This window comes from Streptomyces sp. NPDC029956, assembly GCF_055574655.1.
In genome coordinates this window covers 25,168-41,941 of the sequence record NZ_JBVHZJ010000021.1, presented here as the reverse complement: position 1 = coordinate 41,941, position 16,774 = coordinate 25,168, and the positions used below count along the sequence as shown (strand labels likewise).

Genomic DNA, 16,774 nt, shown 5'->3' with positions numbered 1-16,774 from the left:
CTCCTCCTCCGACCCCACGCCACCCCCAACACCCCCCCCCCCCCCCCCCCCCCCCCCCCCCCCCCCTCCCCCCCCGCCCCCCCCCCCCCCCCCCCCCCCCCCCCCCCACACCCGTTCACCGCGGTCCTACAGGCTGTCCAGGAAGGCCAGCGCCACCGACCACGTCCGCTCGGCCGACTCCTCGTCCCAGTCGGGCAGCTCCGGGTCCGTGTACACGTGCCCCGCGCCCGGGTAGCGGTAGATCTCCACGTCCGCCCCGGCCTTGCGCATCTGCAGGTACCAGGACGACAGCCAGTCGTGCGTCTCGAACGGGTCGGGATCGGCCACGTGCAGCTGCACGGGCAGCTCGTCCACCACGGCCGACTCCGCGAGGTCCGAGGTGCCGTGGAAGAGCAGCAGCCCGCGCGCCTTCTCGTCGCCGAGCGCCAGGGTCTGTGCGATCGAGGCCCCGAGCGAGAGACCCATGTAGACCAGGCCGCGCTCGGAGTACGGGGCGGCGGCGAGGACCGCCCGCTTCAGCAGCTCGTCCTTGCCGATCTCGTCCCGGAGCTCCACGCCCTCCTCCACGGTCCCGACCGTCCGGCCCCCGTAGAGGTCCGGGGTCCAGACCTGATACCCGGCGGCACGGAGCCGCTCGGCAGCGGCCTCGACGGAAGGGGTCAGCCCGTAGGCCGAGTGGAAGAGCATGATGTCCATACGTCCCATCCTGCCACCCGCCCCACGGGACTCCGGCCCCACGGCACCGCTGCGACAGCGATCCCCCGGCCCGCCGGGGCACCCGCCTCCCCCTCCAACCGGGGACCCGCCTCCCCACCCGTCGGACGCCCCGGACGCCCCCCCCTCGACGCCCCGCCGCCGCCCGCCCCTCACCGCATGCTGCGCACGTCCAGCTGCCGCAGCACCCGGTCCACCACCTCCGGGTCGGCGCCCGGCTCGCTGCGGGCCGAGAGCACCTCGTGCCGGGCGGCCGACATCAGCTCCCGCTGGATCCGCTGCACCGCCTTGAAGCGCTTCGTCCGCTCGACGAACGCCGCCCGCCGCTCCTCGTCGACCATGTCCGGACTGATCCGCGCCCCGATGTCGTACGCCCCGCGCAGCAGCCGCTCCTGGACCTCCTCGGGCAGCTCCTCGACCTCCTCGATCTCCTTGAGCCTGCGCCGGGCCGCCTTCGCCGCCCTGATGGCGAGATCCCGTTCCAGGACCCGCTCGGCGTCCGCGTCGGCCCGGACGCCGAGCCGCTTCACCAGCCAGGGCAGCGTGAGCCCCTGCACGACGAGCGTGGCGATGATCACACAGAAGGCGATGAAGACGATCTCGTCGCGGCCGGGGAAGGGCGAGCCGTCGTCGGTACGCAGCGGGATGGCGAGCGCCAGCGCCACCGAGGCCACGCCGCGCATCCCCGCCCACCACATGACGATGGTCTCCCGCCAGCTGGTCGGGATCTCCTCGTCGACGTCCCGGCGGGTGTGCAGCCGTTTCGCCAGCCAGGTCGCCGGCAGCAGCCACAGCAGCCGGACGCCGACGACCACCCCGACGACGGTGGCGCCCCAGCCGAGCATCTCCCAGCCGCGCCCCTCGGCCACCCCGAACACGTGCACGAGTTCGAGGCCGATGAGGCCGAAGGCGATGCCGGTGACGAGGGTGTCGACGATCTGCCAGAAGGTCTGCCCGGCGAGCCGGCCCATCACGTCGTCGGCGTCGGCCGCGTGCTCCGCGAGGAAGAGCGCGGTGACCAGGACCGCGAGGACGCCGGAGCCGTGCAGCTCCTCGGCGAGGACGTAGCTCACGAAGGGCACGAGGAGGGTGAGGCCGGTCTGGAGAGTGGCGTCGCCGAGCAGCCCGATGAGCTTGTTGGCGAGCCAGCCGAGCGCCAGGCCGACGACCACGGCGACCACCGCGGAGAGGACGAACTCGCCGAGCGCGTCGGGCCACGAGAAGGAGCCGCTGACCACGGCGGCGATGGCCACGTGGTACAGCACGATCGCGGTGACGTCGTTGAAGAGGCCCTCGCCCTCCAGGATCGACACCAGCCGCCGCGGAAGACCGAGCGAGCCGGCGACGGCGGTCGCCGCGACCGGGTCGGGCGGGGCGACCAGGGCACCGAGCGCGATCGCGGCGGCCAGGGGAAGACCGGGCACGAGGGCGCCGGCCACGGCCCCGACGGCGGCCGTGGTGACGAACACGAGGGCGACCGCGAGCAGGAAGATCGGCCGTCTGTTGGCCGCGAACTGACGCCAGGAGGTCCGCTGCACGGAGGCGTAGAGCAGCGGCGGCAGCACCAGCGGAAGGATGAACTCCGGCGGCACCTCGACGTTCGGTACGAAGGGCAGGACCGCCAGTCCGATCCCGACGAGGGTCATCAGGACGGGCGCGGGCAGTCCGAGCCGTTCACCGAGGGGGACCGTGAGCAGCGCGCCGAGCAGCAGCAAGAACAACAGGGCCAATTGATCCACGGCCACACCCTGTCACGTATGTCCGTTTTAACGGCGACTGCCCCCTGCGTACGCCCGCTCGCGGCGGGTGTCACAGGGGGCGGTCGAGCACTCCTGGTGCCGTGCGGGCCCTACAGGGATCGCCGCATGGCCCGGTGCGGCATGTCCGCGTCCGGGAACTCGGGGCCGTACGCCTCGTAGCCGAGCCGCTCGTAGAACCCGAGCGCGTGGGTCTGCGCGTGCAGGTCGACGGCGGTCAGACCGCGTTCGCGCGCCGCGTCCTCGATGCCCCGCACGAGCGCCGCGCCGACACCGAGACCGCGCGCGGCCTCGGAGACCGCGAGCCGGCCGAGCGAGCCCACCGAGGCGTCGGCGCCGGTCTTGCCGGCCGCGTCCGCCCCGAAGAGCAGCCGGCCGGTGCCCAGCGGCAGCCCGTCCTCGCGCACGGCGAGCACGTGCACCGCGGTGGCGTCGTACGTGTCGTACTCCAGCTCCTGCGGAACGCCCTGCTCCACCACGAAGACCTCACGGCGGACCGCGAAGCAGGCCTCCCGGTCCTCGGATCCGAGCGCCTCACGGACGCTGTACGGGGAGCTCACTGGCTCTCCGCCGCGATCCGGTCCAGGGCCTTCTGGAGGTCCTCGGGGTACGTGCTGGCGAACTCGACCCACGAGCCGTCGCCCGGGTGCTCGAAGCCCAGCCGGACGGCGTGCAGCCACTGCCGGGTCAGACCGAGGCGCTTGGCGATCGTCGGGTCGGCGCCGTACGTCAGGTCACCGACGCAGGGGTGGCGGTGGGCGGACATGTGCACCCGGATCTGGTGGGTGCGGCCCGTCTCCAGCTTGATGTCGAGCAGCGACGCCGAGCGGTACGCCTCGATGAGGTCGTAGTGCGTGACGGACGCCTTGCCCTCGGCGGTGACCGCCCACTTGTAGTCGTGGTTGGGGTGCCGGCCGATGGGGGCGTCGATGGTGCCGCTCATCGGGTCGGGGTGGCCCTGCACCAGCGCGTGGTAGCGCTTGTCGACCACGCGCTCCTTGAACTGGCGCTTGAGCGAGGTGTACGCGTACTCCGACTTGGCGACCACCATCAGACCGGAGGTGCCGACGTCGAGGCGGTGCACGATGCCCTGGCGCTCGGCGGCACCGGAGGTGGAGATGCGGTACCCGGCTGCGGCGAGGCCGCCGATGACCGTGGTGCCGGTCCAGCCGGGGCTGGGGTGCGCGGCCACACCGATCGGCTTCATGATCACGACGATGTCGTCGTCGTCGTGGATGATCTCCATGCCCTCGACGGGCTCGGCGACGATCTGCACGGGCGCGGCCGCGCCCGGCATCTCGACCTCGAGCCACGCGCCGCCGCTCACCCGCTCGGACTTGCCGACGACGGAGCCGTCGACCTGGACCTTGCCTGCGGCGGCCAGCTCGGCCGCCTTCGTACGGGAGAACCCGAACATACGGGCGATGGCGGCGTCGACGCGCTCGCCCTCCAGGCCATCGGGAACGGGCAGCGTGCGGATCTCGGGACTCGTACTCACTCGTCGAGTATGCCTTGCCCCGAGGTGCTCGGGTCTCGCGGCCGGATCGGCTCAGTCCTTGTGGACGGTGCCGTCGGGGTCCAGACCCCGGAACGACAGGATCACGATGAGGATGCCGCCGCAGACGATCGCCGAGTCGGCGAGGTTGAAGACGGCGAAGTGCGCGGGGGCGATGAAGTCGACGACGGCGCCCTCGAAGACGCCCGGGGAGCGGAAGATCCGGTCCGTGAGGTTGCCCAGCGCACCGCCGAGCAGCAGGCCGAGCGCGATCGCCCAGGGCAGGCTGTAGAGCTTCCGCGCCAGCCGGATGATCACGATGATCACGGCGGCCGCGATGCAGGTGAAGATGATCGTGAAGGCCTCGCCCATGCCGAACGCGGCACCCGGGTTCCGGATGGCGTCGAAGCGCAGCCAGTCACCGATCACCCGGATCGGCTCACGGCCCTCCAGCTTGGCGACCACGAGCATCTTGCTGCCCAGGTCGAGCAGGTAGGCGAGGACGGCCACGACGAACAGGGCGAGGATCCTGCGCCTGCCCTTCGGCCGCTCCACGGGAGCGGCCGACCTGTCGTCGGGCATGGCCGTACCGTCGGCGGCCACCGTCTCGTCGGAGGCGGCCGGCTCCTCGGCCCCTGCTGAATCCGGCGTACCGATGATGCGCTCCGCCTCTGCCACGTGAGTGAGTCCCTCGACCTCGATGCCTGACCGTGCACCGAGGGTACGGCACAGGCGTACGAGACCGGCAGCCGAGATCACCGGCCGCGCGGCGCACGTTCGTCACCCACGCCGCGCCACGCCGCGGCCCGCGCCGCCCCGGCCGTCAGCCGCGCCGCTCCTGCCGCTGCTTGTCCTCGACGCAGAGTGTGGCCCGGGGGAAGGCCTGCATCCGCGCCTTGCCGATCGGCTTCCCGCACACCTCGCAGAGGCCGTACGTGCCCGCGTCGAGCCGTTCCAGGGCGTGCTCGGTCTGTTCCAGCATCTCCCGGGCGTTGGCGGCCAGGGCGAGCTCGTGCTCGCGGGTGATGTTCTTGGTGCCGGTGTCCGCCTGGTCGTCCCCGGCGCCGTCGCCCGAGTCCCGCATGAGGCCGGTGAGCTCCTCCTGGGAGTGCGCGAGCTCGCTGCGCAGCCGCAGCACCTCGGACTGGAGCTCGTCGCGGGCCTCGGTGACCTCGGCCGGGGTCCAGGGGTCCTCCCCGGGACGTACCGCGAGCTCGCCTGTCCGGGCGGGAGGCACGGCGGCCTCGTCCCCGGCGGTCGTGACGCCACCCGCGGTCTTCTTCGCTGCCACCGTCCTGGCTCCTGTCTGCTTCTTCGCGGCGGGCGCCTTGGCGGCCGCCTTCTTCGCCGCGGCCTTCTTGGCGGGCGTCTTCCTGGCGGCGGCCTCCGGGGCGACCGTCTCCTCGGCGACCGCCTCCTCCGCGCTCTTCTTCACGGCGGTCTTCTTCACGGCGGTCCTCTTCGCGGTGGTCTTCCTCGTGGGGGTGCTCTTCGCGACCGTCGGCGGCTCGGCGACCGTCGTCTTCTTCCCGGCCACGTCCTTCGCGCCCTCCGCCGAACCGGTGGAACCGGCGGCCGAGGGCTCCTTCGCGGCGGTCTTCTTCGCCACCATGTCGCGGCCCCTTCACATTTTGTGATCTTGCTCGCGAATCGTGCTGGGACGATAAATCGGCCCAAGGCCCGCGGCAACGGGGCACGCCGCCGTTCCCACCCGCCCCCGCACCCCTCGGGGCAGGCCTGCCTCCGTTGTGCCCAGCTCCCCGCCGGGTAATCCGTCCCGCCCCTCCCCCACATGGCCGCACACCAACTCCGAACCGCCGCGTATGGCCATTCGGGTCACGGGAAAACCGGTCTGCCACCCCACCCCGGGCCCCGTACACTGGTCCTGGCGAAAGGCTTGGATGGGGACGAGTAGCGTCGTACGCAGCCATGAGCGACCCGGGGACGGTGAGAGCCCGGGGGCGAGCCCGATGTGAAGCATCACCCCGGAGCCGTCGGAAGAAAGCCGTGGGAGACCGCGGTGACTAGACCCGGCGTCGCGACCCCAATGAGGGGGCTCAGGGCGTGCGTGCCCCGGGCCAAGGAGGGTGGTACCGCGGGAGCAGCGCTCTCGTCCCTCCGGACGGAACGACGACAGTCCGCCGGAGGAACTCGATGACACCGCCGCAGTACCGCCAGGTGCCCGCGCAGGTAGACCTGCCCGCGATGGAGCACGCCGTGCTCGACTTCTGGCACGAGAACAAGGTCTTCTCCAAGACCCTCGAACAGTCCGAGGGACGCCCCGAGTGGGTGTTCTACGAGGGCCCGCCGACCGCCAACGGCATGCCGGGCGCGCACCACATCGAGGCCCGCGTCTTCAAGGACGTCTTCCCCCGCTTCCGGACCATGCGCGGCTACCACGTGGCCCGCAAGGCCGGCTGGGACTGCCACGGCCTCCCGGTGGAGCTCGCCGTCGAGAAGGAGCTCGGCTTCTCCGGCAAGAAGGACATCGAGGACTACGGCATCGCCGCGTTCAACGACAAGTGCCGCGAGTCCGTCACCCGGCACACCGACGCGTTCGCCGAGCTCACGACCCGCATGGGCTACTGGGTCGACCTGGACGACGCGTACCGGACGATGGACCCCTCGTACATCGAGTCGGTCTGGTGGTCGCTGAAGCAGATCTTCGACAAGGACCTGCTCGTCCAGGACCACCGGGTCGCCCCCTGGTGCCCGCGCTGCGGCACCGGCCTCTCGGACCACGAGCTGGCCCAGGGCTACGAGACGGTCGTCGACCCCTCGGTCTACGTCCGCTTCCCGCTGACCTCCGGCCCGCTGGCCGGCAAGGCGGCGCTCCTCGTCTGGACGACGACCCCGTGGACCCTGGTGTCCAACACGGCGGTCGCCGCCCACCCCGAGGTCACCTACGTCGTCGCCACCGACGGCGACGAGCGGGTCGTCGTCGCCCAGCCGCTGCTCGAGAAGGCCCTCGGCGAGGGCTGGGTCACCACCGGCGAGTCCTTCACGGGCGCCGAGATGGAGCGCTGGACCTACCGGCGCCCCTTCGAGCTCGTCGAGTTCCCCGAGCCGGCGCACTACGTCGTGAACGCCGAGTACGTGACGACCGAGGACGGTACGGGTCTGGTCCACCAGTCCCCCGCCTTCGGTGAGGACGACCTCAAGGTCTGCAAGGCGTACGGCCTGCCGGTCGTGAACCCGGTCCGCCCCGACGGCACCTTCGAGGAGGACGTGCCGCTGGTCGGCGGCGTCTTCTTCAAGAAGGCCGACGAGGCGCTCACCGCCGACCTGGACGCCCGCGGGCTGCTCTTCAAGCACATCGCGTACGAGCACAGCTACCCGCACTGCTGGCGCTGCCACACGGCGCTGCTGTACTACGCGCAGCCGTCCTGGTACATCCGCACGACCGCGGTCAAGGACCGCATGCTCGCGGAGAACGAGCGGACGAACTGGTTCCCGGACTCGGTCAAGCACGGCCGCTTCGGCGACTGGCTGACCAACAACGTCGACTGGGCCCTCTCCCGGAACCGCTACTGGGGCACCCCGCTGCCGATCTGGCGCTGCGAGGACGACCACCTGACCTGTGTGGGCTCGCGCGCCGAGCTGACCGAGCTGACCGGCACCGACCAGTCGCAGCTCGACCCGCACCGCCCGTACATCGACGCGGTGACGTTCGGCTGCCCCACCGAGGGCTGCTCCCTCGAGGCCGTCCGCGTCCCCGAGGTCATCGACGCCTGGTACGACTCGGGCTCGATGCCGTTCGCGCAGTACGGCTACCCGCACGAGAACAAGGAACTCTTCGAGTCCCGGTACCCCGCGCAGTTCATCTCCGAGGCCATCGACCAGACGCGAGGCTGGTTCTACACGCTGATGGCCGTCGGCACGCTGGTCTTCGACAAGTCGTCCTACGAGAACGTGGTCTGCCTGGGCCACATCCTCGCCGAGGACGGCCGCAAGATGTCCAAGCACCTGGGGAACACCCTCCAGCCGATCCCGCTGATGGACCAGCACGGCGCGGACGCGGTCCGCTGGTTCATGGCGGCCGGCGGCTCGCCGTGGGCGGCGCGCCGGGTGGGCCACGGCACCATCCAGGAGGTCGTCCGCAAGACCCTCCTGACGTACTGGAACACGGTGGCCTTCCAGGCGCTGTACGCCCGTACGTCCGGCTGGGCCCCCTCCGCCGCGGACCCGGCGCCGGCCGACCGCACGGTCCTCGACAAGTGGCTCCTCTCCGAACTGAACACGCTGGTCGCCGAGGCGACCGAGGCGATGGAGTCGTACGACACCCAGCGCACCGGCAAGCTGATCTCGGCCTTCGTCGACGACCTGTCGAACTGGTACGTGCGCCGCTCGCGCCGCCGCTTCTGGCAGGGCGACAAGGCGGCCCTCCGCACCCTCCACGACGTGGTGGAGACGGTCACGCGGCTGATGGCCCCGCTGACCCCGTTCATCGCGGAGCGGGTCTGGCAGGACCTGGTGGTGCCGGTGACGCCGGGCGCCCCCGAGTCGGTCCACCTGGCGACGTGGCCGGAGGCGGACACGACGGCGATCGACAAGACGCTCTCGGAGCAGATGCTGCTCGTCCGGCGTCTGGTGGAGCTGGGCCGGGCGACGCGCGCCGAGTCGGGCGTGAAGACCCGCCAGCCGCTCTCCCGGGCCCTGGTCGCGGCGACGGGCTTCGCGGCCCTCTCCGCGGACCTCCAGGCCCAGATCACGGAGGAGCTGAACGTCAGCTCCCTCGCCTCCCTCTCGGACGTGGGCGGCTCGCTGGTGGACACCACCGCCAAGGCGAACTTCCGTGCCCTGGGCAAGCGCTTCGGCAAGGGCGTCCAGGACGTGGCGAAGGCGGTGGCGGCGGCGGACGCGGCGGCGCTGTCCCTGGCCCTCCGCTCCGGCGAGGCGACCCTGTCGGTGAACGGCGAGGACATCACCGTCACCCCCGAGGAGGTCATCATCACGGAGACCCCCCGCGAGGGCTGGTCGGTGGCCTCGGACGCGGGCGCCACGGTCGCCCTCGACCTGGAGATCACCCCGGAGCTCCGCAAGGCGGGCCTGGCGCGTGACGCGATCCGCCTGATCCAGGAGGCCCGCAAGAACAGCGGTCTGGACGTGGCCGACCGGATCGCCCTGCGCTGGCTGACGGACTCGCCGGAGACGGCGGAGGCCCTGACGGCCCACGCGGCCCTGATCGCGGACGAGGTCCTGGCCACGGACCACGCCCAGGGCGAGGCGGACGCCACGTACGGCGACCCGTTCACGGACGAGTCCCTCGGCCTGACGTTCCGCCTCCGCAAGGCCTGACCTGCACGCGAAGGGCCCGGCACCACTCCGGTGCCGGGCCCTTTGCCATCCCCACGGCCGTTTCGCCGCCTGCCACACCGCGCGCCCGGCCGGGCGGCACGCACCCCCGCTGGGTGCGCCAGTCCGGGACGACACCTACCCCGTCACGGGCAACGGGTTCCGCTGAGCCGGAACCCACCCGGCCCCCGCCCACCCCGTCGCGGGCCCTCCCCCGCAGGACCGGGCACGACAAAGGGCCGGGGCCCGGTTTCCCGGGGCCCGGCCCTTCAGCCTGCCGACGGCTACGCGCTCATCGCGCGACCACGCGCCGTCAGTTGTCGTCCTCGTCGATCAGGAAGCCACGCATCGGCGCCGGCGCCTGCTGCATCGGCTGCGGAGCCTGCGGACGGACCGGAGCCATCGGCTGGGTCATCGCCGGGGACATCTGCTGCTGGCCGCCGTAGGACGGGGCGCCGCCCATGGACGGTCCACCACCCATCGCACCGTTGCCGCCGTAGGACGGCGCACCGGCGCCGGCCGAGGCCATCGACGGGGCCGGCGGCAGCGAGGCCGTGGCCGGGGTGCGCGGCGGGGCGAGCGAGTCGTCGGCCTGGGTCTCCAGCTGACGCAGCTGCGACTCCAGGTACGACTTCAGACGCGTGCGGTACTCGCGCTCGAAGCCGCGCAGGTCCTCGACCTTGCGCTCCAGCGTGGCGCGGGCGGACTCCAGGGAGCCCATCGCGACGCGGTGCTTCTCCTGCGCGTCCCGCTCAAGAGCGTCCGCCTTGGCGCGGGCGTCCCGCTCCAGGCCCTCGGCGCGCGAGCGCGCCTCGCCGACGATCTTGTTGGCCTCGGAGCGGGCCTCGGCGATCGCCTGGTCGGCGGTCTGCTGGGCCAGCGAGAGGACACGCGCGGCGCTGTCGCCACCGGGGCCCTGCTGGGGCTGCTGCATCTGCGGCGGCATCTGCTGCTGCATCTGCTGCTGCTGCGGGTGACCCATGGGGCCGCCCTGCATGGGACCGCCCTGCATGGGGCCACCCTGCATCGGGCCACCCTGCATGGGACCGCCCTGCATCGGGCCACCCTGCATGGGGCCACCCTGCATCGGGCCGGCGGGAAGCTGCGGGGCACCGGACGGAAGCTGCGGCGGGCCCATCTGCGGCGGCTGCTGCTGGACCGGCGGTCCGGATATGGCGGCGGGCACGGGCGCGCCGGGACCGACGGGACGATCCTGCTGCTCCGGGGGCTTGCGCATCCCCTGCTGCTGCTGGTTCTGCGCGGCGGCACGCGTCGCGGCGGCCAGCTTGGCGCGCAGGTCCTCGTTCTCGCGGAGCAGGCGGGTCAGCTCGCCCTCGACCTCGTCGAGGAAGGCATCGACCTCGTCCTCGTCATAGCCTTCTCGGAGGCGGACGGTCGTGAACTGCTTGTTCCGCACGTCCTCGGGGGTCAGCGGCATCTCTTCTTCACCTCTACGTAGTCGTCGGCAGTCGGCAAGACCGTATCGTCCACATTCACCTCGCGAAGCCGCTCACGATGGAGATCAGGATGTAGACAATGATCATCAGAACGAAGAAGGACAGGTCGAGTGCCACGCCCCCGAGACGCAGCGGCGGGATGAGTCGCCGCAGAAGCTTGAGCGGTGGATCGGTGACAGTGTAGGTGGCCTCAAGGACGACCACCATCGCCTTACCGGGTTGCCATGAACGGGCGAACTGGAAGACGTAGTCCATGACAAGTCGGACGATCAGGAGGACGAGGAAGCACATCAGCACGATGTAGACCACCTGTAGTGCGACGCCCATCCCGCGTTTCCCTCTCCCCTGACTTACGTGCTCTCACTTGTTCCGGCCGCTTCGCGACCGGTCCGTCCGGTTCTTGTGTTCTCAGCTCTGGTTGAAGAATCCGCCCTCTGCGATCCGGGCCTTGTCCTCCGCCGTGACATCGACGTTAGCAGGCGACAACAGGAACACCTTCTGCGTCACGCGCTCAATGCTGCCATGGAGCCCGAAGACGAGTCCGGCGGCAAAGTCGACAAGTCGCTTCGCATCCGTGTCGTCCATCTCCGTGAGGTTCATGATCACCGGGGTGCCCTCACGGAAGTGTTCCCCGATGGTACGGGCCTCGTTGTAGGTCCGGGGGTGCAGCGTGGTGATGCGGTAGGGCTCCCGCTCGGACACGACCTTGGGCATGATCACGGGTGCGTTCTTCTCCATGCTGGGACGTTCGGGTGTGATGGATGCCACGGGGGCAATTCGGGCCGGACGTCCACTTTCGGCGAGTACAGGGACAGAATGGGACATCGGCTCACGGGGTGCCGGAGGCTGCACCACTCGTACCGGTTCCTCACGCTCGACCTGCCGCGGAGGGGCGATGTGGCGCCGGTCGCGCTCGGGCTCCGGCTCCAGCTCGGGTTCGAAGTCGTCGTCGGGGTCGAAGCCCCGGCCGTCGTACCCATCGTCCTCCACGAGGCCGAGGTAGACCGCCATCTTGCGCATCGCGCCGGCCATTCTCTGAGTCCTCCGCTCTGTGGTGGATCGCCATACCGGCCGATGTCGCAGCGTCACCAAGTGCCCGCGATCCACGGGTCGTCCCGCCGTTCTGCGGAATGACCATATTTTCTGCTGTGGTCCGACTTGCTTCGCGACGTTACCCGAGCTTCGGCCGGACTCCGAGTACCGCCGTACCGACGCGTACATGTGTCGCCCCGGCCGCGACGGCCTCCTCGAGGTCCGCACTCATCCCTGCTGACACCATGTTCGCAGCCGGACGGGTCGCGCGCAGGGCAGTCGACAAATCCATCAGGCGGTCGAAGGCGGCGCGTTGCCGTCCCGCGTACGGACCGGAGAGCGGCGCGACGGTCATCAGCCCGCCGAGCCGCAGTCCGGGGGCGGCGGCCACCGCGGCGGCCAACTCCTCGATCCCGTCGGGCGCGACCCCGCCGCGGTCGCCCCGTTCGCCGGACTCGGCGTCGAGCGCGACCTGGAGGAGACAGCCGAGCTCGCGGCCCTCCTTCTCCGCGGCCGCGGAGAGCGAGGAAACGAGCTTCAAGCGGTCGACAGACTGCACCACATCGGCATAACCCACCACGGATCTGACCTTGTTGGTCTGCAACTGGCCCACGAAGTGCCAGGTCAGATCAAGGTCGGCACAGGCGGCCGCCTTCGGGGCCGCGTCCTGGTCCCGGTTCTCGGCGACGTGCCGTACACCGAGCCCGTGGAGGATTCTGACGTCGCTCGCGGGATAGGTCTTGGTGACCACGACGAGCGTCACCTCTTCCCGCGGGCGCCCGGCGGCGGCGCAGGCGGCGGCGATGCGCGCCTCCACCCGGGCCAGGTTCTCGGCGAGTTCCGACGTGCGGTCCGTCATGTCTCTTCTCAGTCCAACCAGACATATCCCGCGAGTCGCCCCGTGGTGCGATCGCGGCGGTACGAGTAGTGGTCACCGGATTCCCGGGTGCAGACCGTACTGGCCTGCCGGTCCGTGACGCCGAGCCGTTCGAGCTGGGCGAGGACTCCGGCGGTGACGTCGACGGCCGGGGTGCCCCAGCTCGTCTCGGCCCAGGCGGCGGGCTCGGCCTCGGCGACCTCGGCCCGCATGGCCTCCGGCACCTCGTAGCAACGCCCGCAGACGGCGGGGCCGGTGCGGGCGACGATACGGGCGGGGTCGGCGCCGAGATCGATCATGGCCGAGACCGCGGCGGGAACCACACCCGCCACCATCCCGGGCCGCCCGGCGTGGGCGGCGGCCGCGACCCCGGCGACCGGATCGGCGAGGAGGACGGGGACGCAGTCGGCGGTGAGGACGGCGAGGGCGAGTCCGGTCCGGGAGGTGACGAGGCCGTCCACCGACGGGATCCCGTCGGTGCCCCACGGCCCCCCGACCTCGGCGACGTCCGCGCCGTGCACCTGGTTCATCCAGACCACGGACGCGGGGTCGAGCCCGAGGGCGCCGGCCGCGAGCGCCCGGTTGGTCCGTACCGCCTCGGAGGTGTCCCCCACGGCGCCGCCGAGGTTCAGCTCCTCGTACGGAACGGCGCTCACTCCGCCCCACCTGTCGGTGAAGGCGAAGTGCGCGCCGTTCGCGTCGAAGCGCTGTCCTATCACTTCAGGAAGTCCGGGACGTCCAGCTCTTCGGCCTGGCTGTCCGCGTACGGACGGGCCGGCGGGACGACCGGGGGAGCGGGCGACAGCGGGGTCTCGTTGACCGCCGGCGCCGGCTCGGCCTGAACCTGGACCGGCTCCTCGCGCGGGGCGACCGTGCCGAGGCCGCCCAGCGGGCGGGAGGTCTCGACGTGGCGGGGCGCCGGGGCCGGCTCCTCGCGCTTGGCGGAGACCGAGCCGATGATGTTGTCCCGGCGGGCCGGCGGCTGGCCGCCGTCGAAGCCGGCGGCGATGACGGTGACCCGGACCTCGTCGCCGAGGGCGTCGTCGATGACGGCGCCGAAGATGATGTTGGCCTCCGGGTGGGCGGCCTCGCTGACCAGCTGCGCGGCCTCGTTGATCTCGAAGAGACCGAGGTCGCTGCCGCCGGAGATGGAGAGCAGCACACCACGGGCGCCGTCGATGGAGGCCTCGAGGAGCGGCGAGGAGATCGCCATCTCCGCCGCCGCCACCGCGCGGTCGTCGCCGCGGGCGGAGCCGATGCCCATCAGGGCCGAACCGGCCTCGGACATGACCGACTTGACGTCGGCGAAGTCGAGGTTGATCAGACCCGGGGTGGTGATGAGGTCGGTGATGCCCTGCACACCGCTCAGCAGCACCTGGTCGGCCGACTTGAAGGCGTCGAGCACGGAGACCTGACGGTCCGAGATCGACAGGAGCCGGTCGTTGGGGATGACGATGAGGGTGTCGACCTCTTCGCGGAGCTCGGCGATGCCGTCCTCCGCCTGGTTGGCGCGACGGCGGCCCTCGAAGGTGAACGGCCTGGTGACCACACCGATCGTGAGGGCGCCGAGCGAGCGCGCGATGTTGGCGACGACGGGTGCGCCGCCGGTGCCGGTGCCGCCGCCCTCTCCGGCGGTGACGAAGACCATGTCGGCCCCCTTGAGGACCTCCTCGATCTCCTCACGGTGGTCCTCTGCCGCCTTGCGACCGACGGCCGGGTTCGCCCCGGCGCCGAGGCCGCGGGTGAGTTCACGGCCGACGTCGAGCTTGACGTCGGCGTCGCTCATCAACAGCGCTTGCGCGTCGGTGTTGATGGCGATGAACTCGACGCCCTTGAGACCGACCTCGATCATTCGGTTGATGGCATTGACACCACCGCCGCCGACACCGATGACCTTGATGACTGCGAGGTAGTTCTGCGGTGCTGCCACGTCGAAGGCCTCTCGCCTCGAGTTACGTGTCGTCGCTGCGCGGTTGTCGCGCGGCTCCGACGGATGCCGATTGGGACGGTCCGAAACGCCGACCCGAACCCTAACGTTGAAGTTTAGGGTTACCAGTGTCTCTGTTCGCTGGACTCTTCCGAACAGGACACTAAGTCGACAAGTGGCGCACGTTCAACGAACACGCCGAACCTCCCGTTTTTCTTTTCACCCTATGTGATCACCCGTAGCGCTGGCCAACCAGGGGGCTGGCCAGGGGTGATTCCCGTCAACTCCCGGACGAGGCGGGCGCTGTGGGGGCACTTACGTCGAAGTGCCCCGCTTTGGGAGTTGCTTTCAGGAGCGCGGTGAGAACGCGGGCCTTGACGGGACCGTGTTCACCACTGCCCCAGAAGACGGTGCGCCCCCTGGTCAGCTCCAGAGTGACGGAGTCGTACGAGGTGACGCGCACGACACGAGTGTTCCGGGCGATTTCCGCCGGGAGTTCACCCCGGACGCGCACCGCCTCCCGGAGCAGCCTGTCCGCGCCGAAACGACGCAGACTCGGCGAGGAGGCACTGTCGAGGACGAGCCGGGGGACACCGCGGGGTGCGGTGTCGACGGTGGCGAACCGCATTCCGGTCGCGTCCACTTCGATGAACTTTCCGCCCTTTTCCATCAGAAGAACGGGCTTCCGTTCCGTCACATTCAGCCCGATTCCGTGCGGCCAGGACCGCACGACGTCCACCGACTCGATCCGCGGGAGCCCCTCCCGCAGCCGGACCTCGATGGCCTCGGTGTCGACGGTGACGAGCGGGGCGCCCATCAGGACGGCGGCCACGGCCTCGACCTCACGCGGGGTCAGGACCGAGGTGCCGGAAGTCTTCACACGTTCCACACGGAACCAGTTCGAGCCGTAGAACGCCCAGATCCCGCCGACCACGAGCAGGAGGACGGCCACGGCGATGAGGAGCACCCGGGGACCGGGCACCCGGAATCTACGATTCCGGGTGCCCGCGCGGGACGGACCGTCCGACGAGCCCTTCGACGACCTCTTCGACTCGCTCGCGCCGCTCTTCTCCGCGGTCGTCGGTCCGGCTGCCACGTGGCGTCTCCTGCCCTCAGCCGCCGCGCTACGCCTGGCGGCGCGCGGCGATCGCCTCGTACACCATGCCGACGAGGAGGTCGTCGGCGTCCCGGCGGCCGAACTCGGCGGCGGCGCGGGACATCTCGTACAACCGGTGCGGATCGGCCAGTACGGGCAGGACGTTGCCCTGCACCCACTGCGGCGACAGCTCCGCGTCGTCGACGAGGAGCCCACCGCCGGCCTTGACCACCGGCTGGGCGTTGAGCCGCTGTTCGCCGTTGCCGATCGGCAGCGGTACGTACGCGGCGGGCAGCCCGACGGCGGAGAGCTCGGCGACGGTCATGGCGCCCGCGCGGCAGAGCATCATGTCGGCCGCGGCGTACGCGAGATCCATCCGGTCCACGTACGGTACCGGCACGTAGGGCGGCATTCCGGGCATGTTGTCGACGCGCGGCATTTCGTTCTTCGGGCCGACCGCGTGCAGGATCTGGATGCCGGAGCGCTGGAGCACCGGGGCGATCTGCTGGATCACCTCGTTGAGCCGCCGGGCGCCCTGGGAGCCGCCGGAGACGAGGAGCGTCGGCAGGTTCGGGTCGAGACCGAACGCGGCGCGCGCCTCGGGGCGGACCCTGGCCCGGTCGAGGGTCGCGATGGTGTGCCGCAGCGGAATGCCGATGTAGCGGGCGTTGCGGAGCTTGCTGTCCGGGGTCGCGACGGCCACCCCGGCCGCGTACCGCGAACCGATCTTGTTGGCCAGGCCGGGCCGGGCGTTGGCCTCGTGGACCACGATCGGCACCCCGAGGCGCTTGGCCGCCAGATAGCCGGGCAGCGCCACGTAGCCGCCGAAGCCCACCACGCAGTCCGCCTTGGTGCGCTCCAGGATCTGCTCGGCCGCCTTGATGGTGCCGCGCAGCCGCCCGGGAACGGTGATCAGCTCGGGGGTGGGCTTGCGGGGCAGCGGTACGGCCGGGATGAGGGCCAACTCGTAGCCCCGCTCGGGCACGAGACGGGTCTCCAGACCCTTCTCCGTGCCGAGCGCCGTGATCCCCACGCTGGGGTCCTGCCTGCGCAGGGCGTCCGCGAGGGCCAGCGCGGGCTCGATGTGGCCGGCGGTCCCCCCGCCGGCGAGTACGACATGCACC

General features: G+C 71.1%; 14 protein-coding genes and 2 pseudogenes. 2 read left to right on the top strand and 14 right to left on the bottom strand.

Annotated features, from left to right (window positions below; genetic code table 11):
• Positions 1 to 126 precede the first annotated feature (126 nt).
• From ACZ4XX_RS18785 to ACZ4XX_RS18760, 6 genes are all read right to left on the bottom strand, one after another.
• Complete coding sequence (locus ACZ4XX_RS18785; protein ID WP_468508967.1) at positions 127 to 696, bottom strand: dienelactone hydrolase family protein; 570 nt, start codon at positions 694 to 696, stop codon at positions 127 to 129.
• Positions 697 to 866: 170 nt separating this feature from the next.
• Positions 867 to 2,453 (bottom strand): Na+/H+ antiporter, encoded by a 1,587-nt coding sequence (locus tag ACZ4XX_RS18780; RefSeq protein ID WP_468508966.1) that lies wholly within the window; start codon positions 2,451 to 2,453, stop codon positions 867 to 869.
• A gap of 110 nt (positions 2,454 to 2,563) precedes the next feature.
• The gene (locus ACZ4XX_RS18775; protein ID WP_468508965.1) at positions 2,564 to 3,031 is read right to left on the bottom strand and encodes a GNAT family N-acetyltransferase; all 468 of its coding nucleotides are present in this window, start codon (positions 3,029 to 3,031) and stop codon (positions 2,564 to 2,566) included.
• Positions 3,028 to 3,969, bottom strand: a complete 942-nt coding sequence (locus ACZ4XX_RS18770; RefSeq protein ID WP_468508964.1) for an RluA family pseudouridine synthase — start codon at positions 3,967 to 3,969, stop codon at positions 3,028 to 3,030. The genes ACZ4XX_RS18775 and ACZ4XX_RS18770 overlap by 4 nt, the downstream gene beginning before the upstream one ends.
• Before the next feature lie 51 nt (positions 3,970 to 4,020).
• Positions 4,021 to 4,644 carry a signal peptidase II gene (lspA, locus tag ACZ4XX_RS18765; RefSeq protein WP_468508963.1) on the bottom strand — a complete coding sequence of 208 codons (624 nt, stop codon included), beginning with the start codon at positions 4,642 to 4,644 and terminating at the stop codon, positions 4,021 to 4,023.
• A 145-nt stretch (positions 4,645 to 4,789) separates the two neighbouring features.
• On the bottom strand, positions 4,790 to 5,578 hold the full coding sequence (locus ACZ4XX_RS18760) for a TraR/DksA family transcriptional regulator (RefSeq protein ID WP_468508962.1): 789 nt from the start codon (positions 5,576 to 5,578) through the stop codon (positions 4,790 to 4,792).
• Positions 5,579 to 6,120: 542 nt separating this feature from the next.
• Here ACZ4XX_RS18760 and ileS point away from each other — a divergent pair.
• Both ileS and ACZ4XX_RS18750 read left to right on the top strand, forming a co-directional pair.
• A complete protein-coding gene (gene ileS / locus ACZ4XX_RS18755; protein WP_468508961.1) occupies positions 6,121 to 9,264 on the top strand; it encodes an isoleucine--tRNA ligase in 3,144 nt (1,047 codons plus the stop codon).
• Positions 9,265 to 9,991: 727 nt separating this feature from the next.
• Positions 9,992 to 10,300, top strand: a pseudogene (locus ACZ4XX_RS18750) (hypothetical protein); the annotation flags it as partial.
• 267 nt (positions 10,301 to 10,567) lie between these two features.
• Here the strand turns inward: ACZ4XX_RS18750 and ACZ4XX_RS18745 are convergent.
• From ACZ4XX_RS18745 to murG, 8 genes and pseudogenes are all read right to left on the bottom strand, one after another.
• Positions 10,568 to 10,699 (bottom strand): annotated as a pseudogene (locus ACZ4XX_RS18745) (DivIVA domain-containing protein); the annotation flags it as partial.
• 55 nt (positions 10,700 to 10,754) lie between these two features.
• A complete protein-coding gene (locus ACZ4XX_RS18740; RefSeq protein ID WP_467119406.1) occupies positions 10,755 to 11,045 on the bottom strand; it encodes a YggT family protein in 291 nt (96 codons plus the stop codon).
• Positions 11,046 to 11,126: 81 nt separating this feature from the next.
• A complete protein-coding gene (locus tag ACZ4XX_RS18735) occupies positions 11,127 to 11,750 on the bottom strand; it encodes a cell division protein SepF (protein ID WP_030314526.1) in 624 nt (207 codons plus the stop codon).
• Between the two features lie 139 nt (positions 11,751 to 11,889).
• Complete coding sequence (locus ACZ4XX_RS18730; protein WP_468508960.1) at positions 11,890 to 12,609, bottom strand: YggS family pyridoxal phosphate-dependent enzyme; 720 nt, start codon at positions 12,607 to 12,609, stop codon at positions 11,890 to 11,892.
• Positions 12,610 to 12,617: 8 nt separating this feature from the next.
• The gene (pgeF, locus tag ACZ4XX_RS18725; protein ID WP_468508959.1) at positions 12,618 to 13,346 is read right to left on the bottom strand and encodes a peptidoglycan editing factor PgeF; all 729 of its coding nucleotides are present in this window, start codon (positions 13,344 to 13,346) and stop codon (positions 12,618 to 12,620) included.
• A complete protein-coding gene (gene ftsZ, locus ACZ4XX_RS18720; RefSeq protein WP_468508958.1) occupies positions 13,343 to 14,557 on the bottom strand; it encodes a cell division protein FtsZ in 1,215 nt (404 codons plus the stop codon). Before ftsZ ends, pgeF begins: the two co-directional genes overlap by 4 nt.
• A gap of 277 nt (positions 14,558 to 14,834) precedes the next feature.
• Positions 14,835 to 15,650 carry a cell division protein FtsQ/DivIB gene (locus ACZ4XX_RS18715; RefSeq protein WP_468508957.1) on the bottom strand — a complete coding sequence of 272 codons (816 nt, stop codon included), beginning with the start codon at positions 15,648 to 15,650 and terminating at the stop codon, positions 14,835 to 14,837.
• 28 nt (positions 15,651 to 15,678) lie between these two features.
• On the bottom strand, positions 15,679 to 16,773 hold the full coding sequence (murG, locus tag ACZ4XX_RS18710) for an undecaprenyldiphospho-muramoylpentapeptide beta-N-acetylglucosaminyltransferase (protein ID WP_030314515.1): 1,095 nt from the start codon (positions 16,771 to 16,773) through the stop codon (positions 15,679 to 15,681).
• Position 16,774 lies beyond the last annotated feature (1 nt).

Excerpts from the sequence above, each read along its gene's own strand:
- ACZ4XX_RS18735 (WP_030314526.1), bottom strand. The coding sequence starts at position 11,750 with ATGGCCGGCGCGATGCGCAAGATGGCGGTCTACCTCGGCCTCGTGGAG.
- ileS (WP_468508961.1), top strand. The coding sequence starts at position 6,121 with ATGACACCGCCGCAGTACCGCCAGGTGCCCGCGCAGGTAGACCTGCCC.
- ACZ4XX_RS18730 (WP_468508960.1), bottom strand. The coding sequence starts at position 12,609 with ATGACGGACCGCACGTCGGAACTCGCCGAGAACCTGGCCCGGGTGGAG.
- ACZ4XX_RS18760 (WP_468508962.1), bottom strand. The coding sequence starts at position 5,578 with ATGGTGGCGAAGAAGACCGCCGCGAAGGAGCCCTCGGCCGCCGGTTCC.
- ACZ4XX_RS18740 (WP_467119406.1), bottom strand. The coding sequence starts at position 11,045 with ATGGGCGTCGCACTACAGGTGGTCTACATCGTGCTGATGTGCTTCCTC.
- ACZ4XX_RS18785 (WP_468508967.1), bottom strand. The coding sequence starts at position 696 with ATGGACATCATGCTCTTCCACTCGGCCTACGGGCTGACCCCTTCCGTC.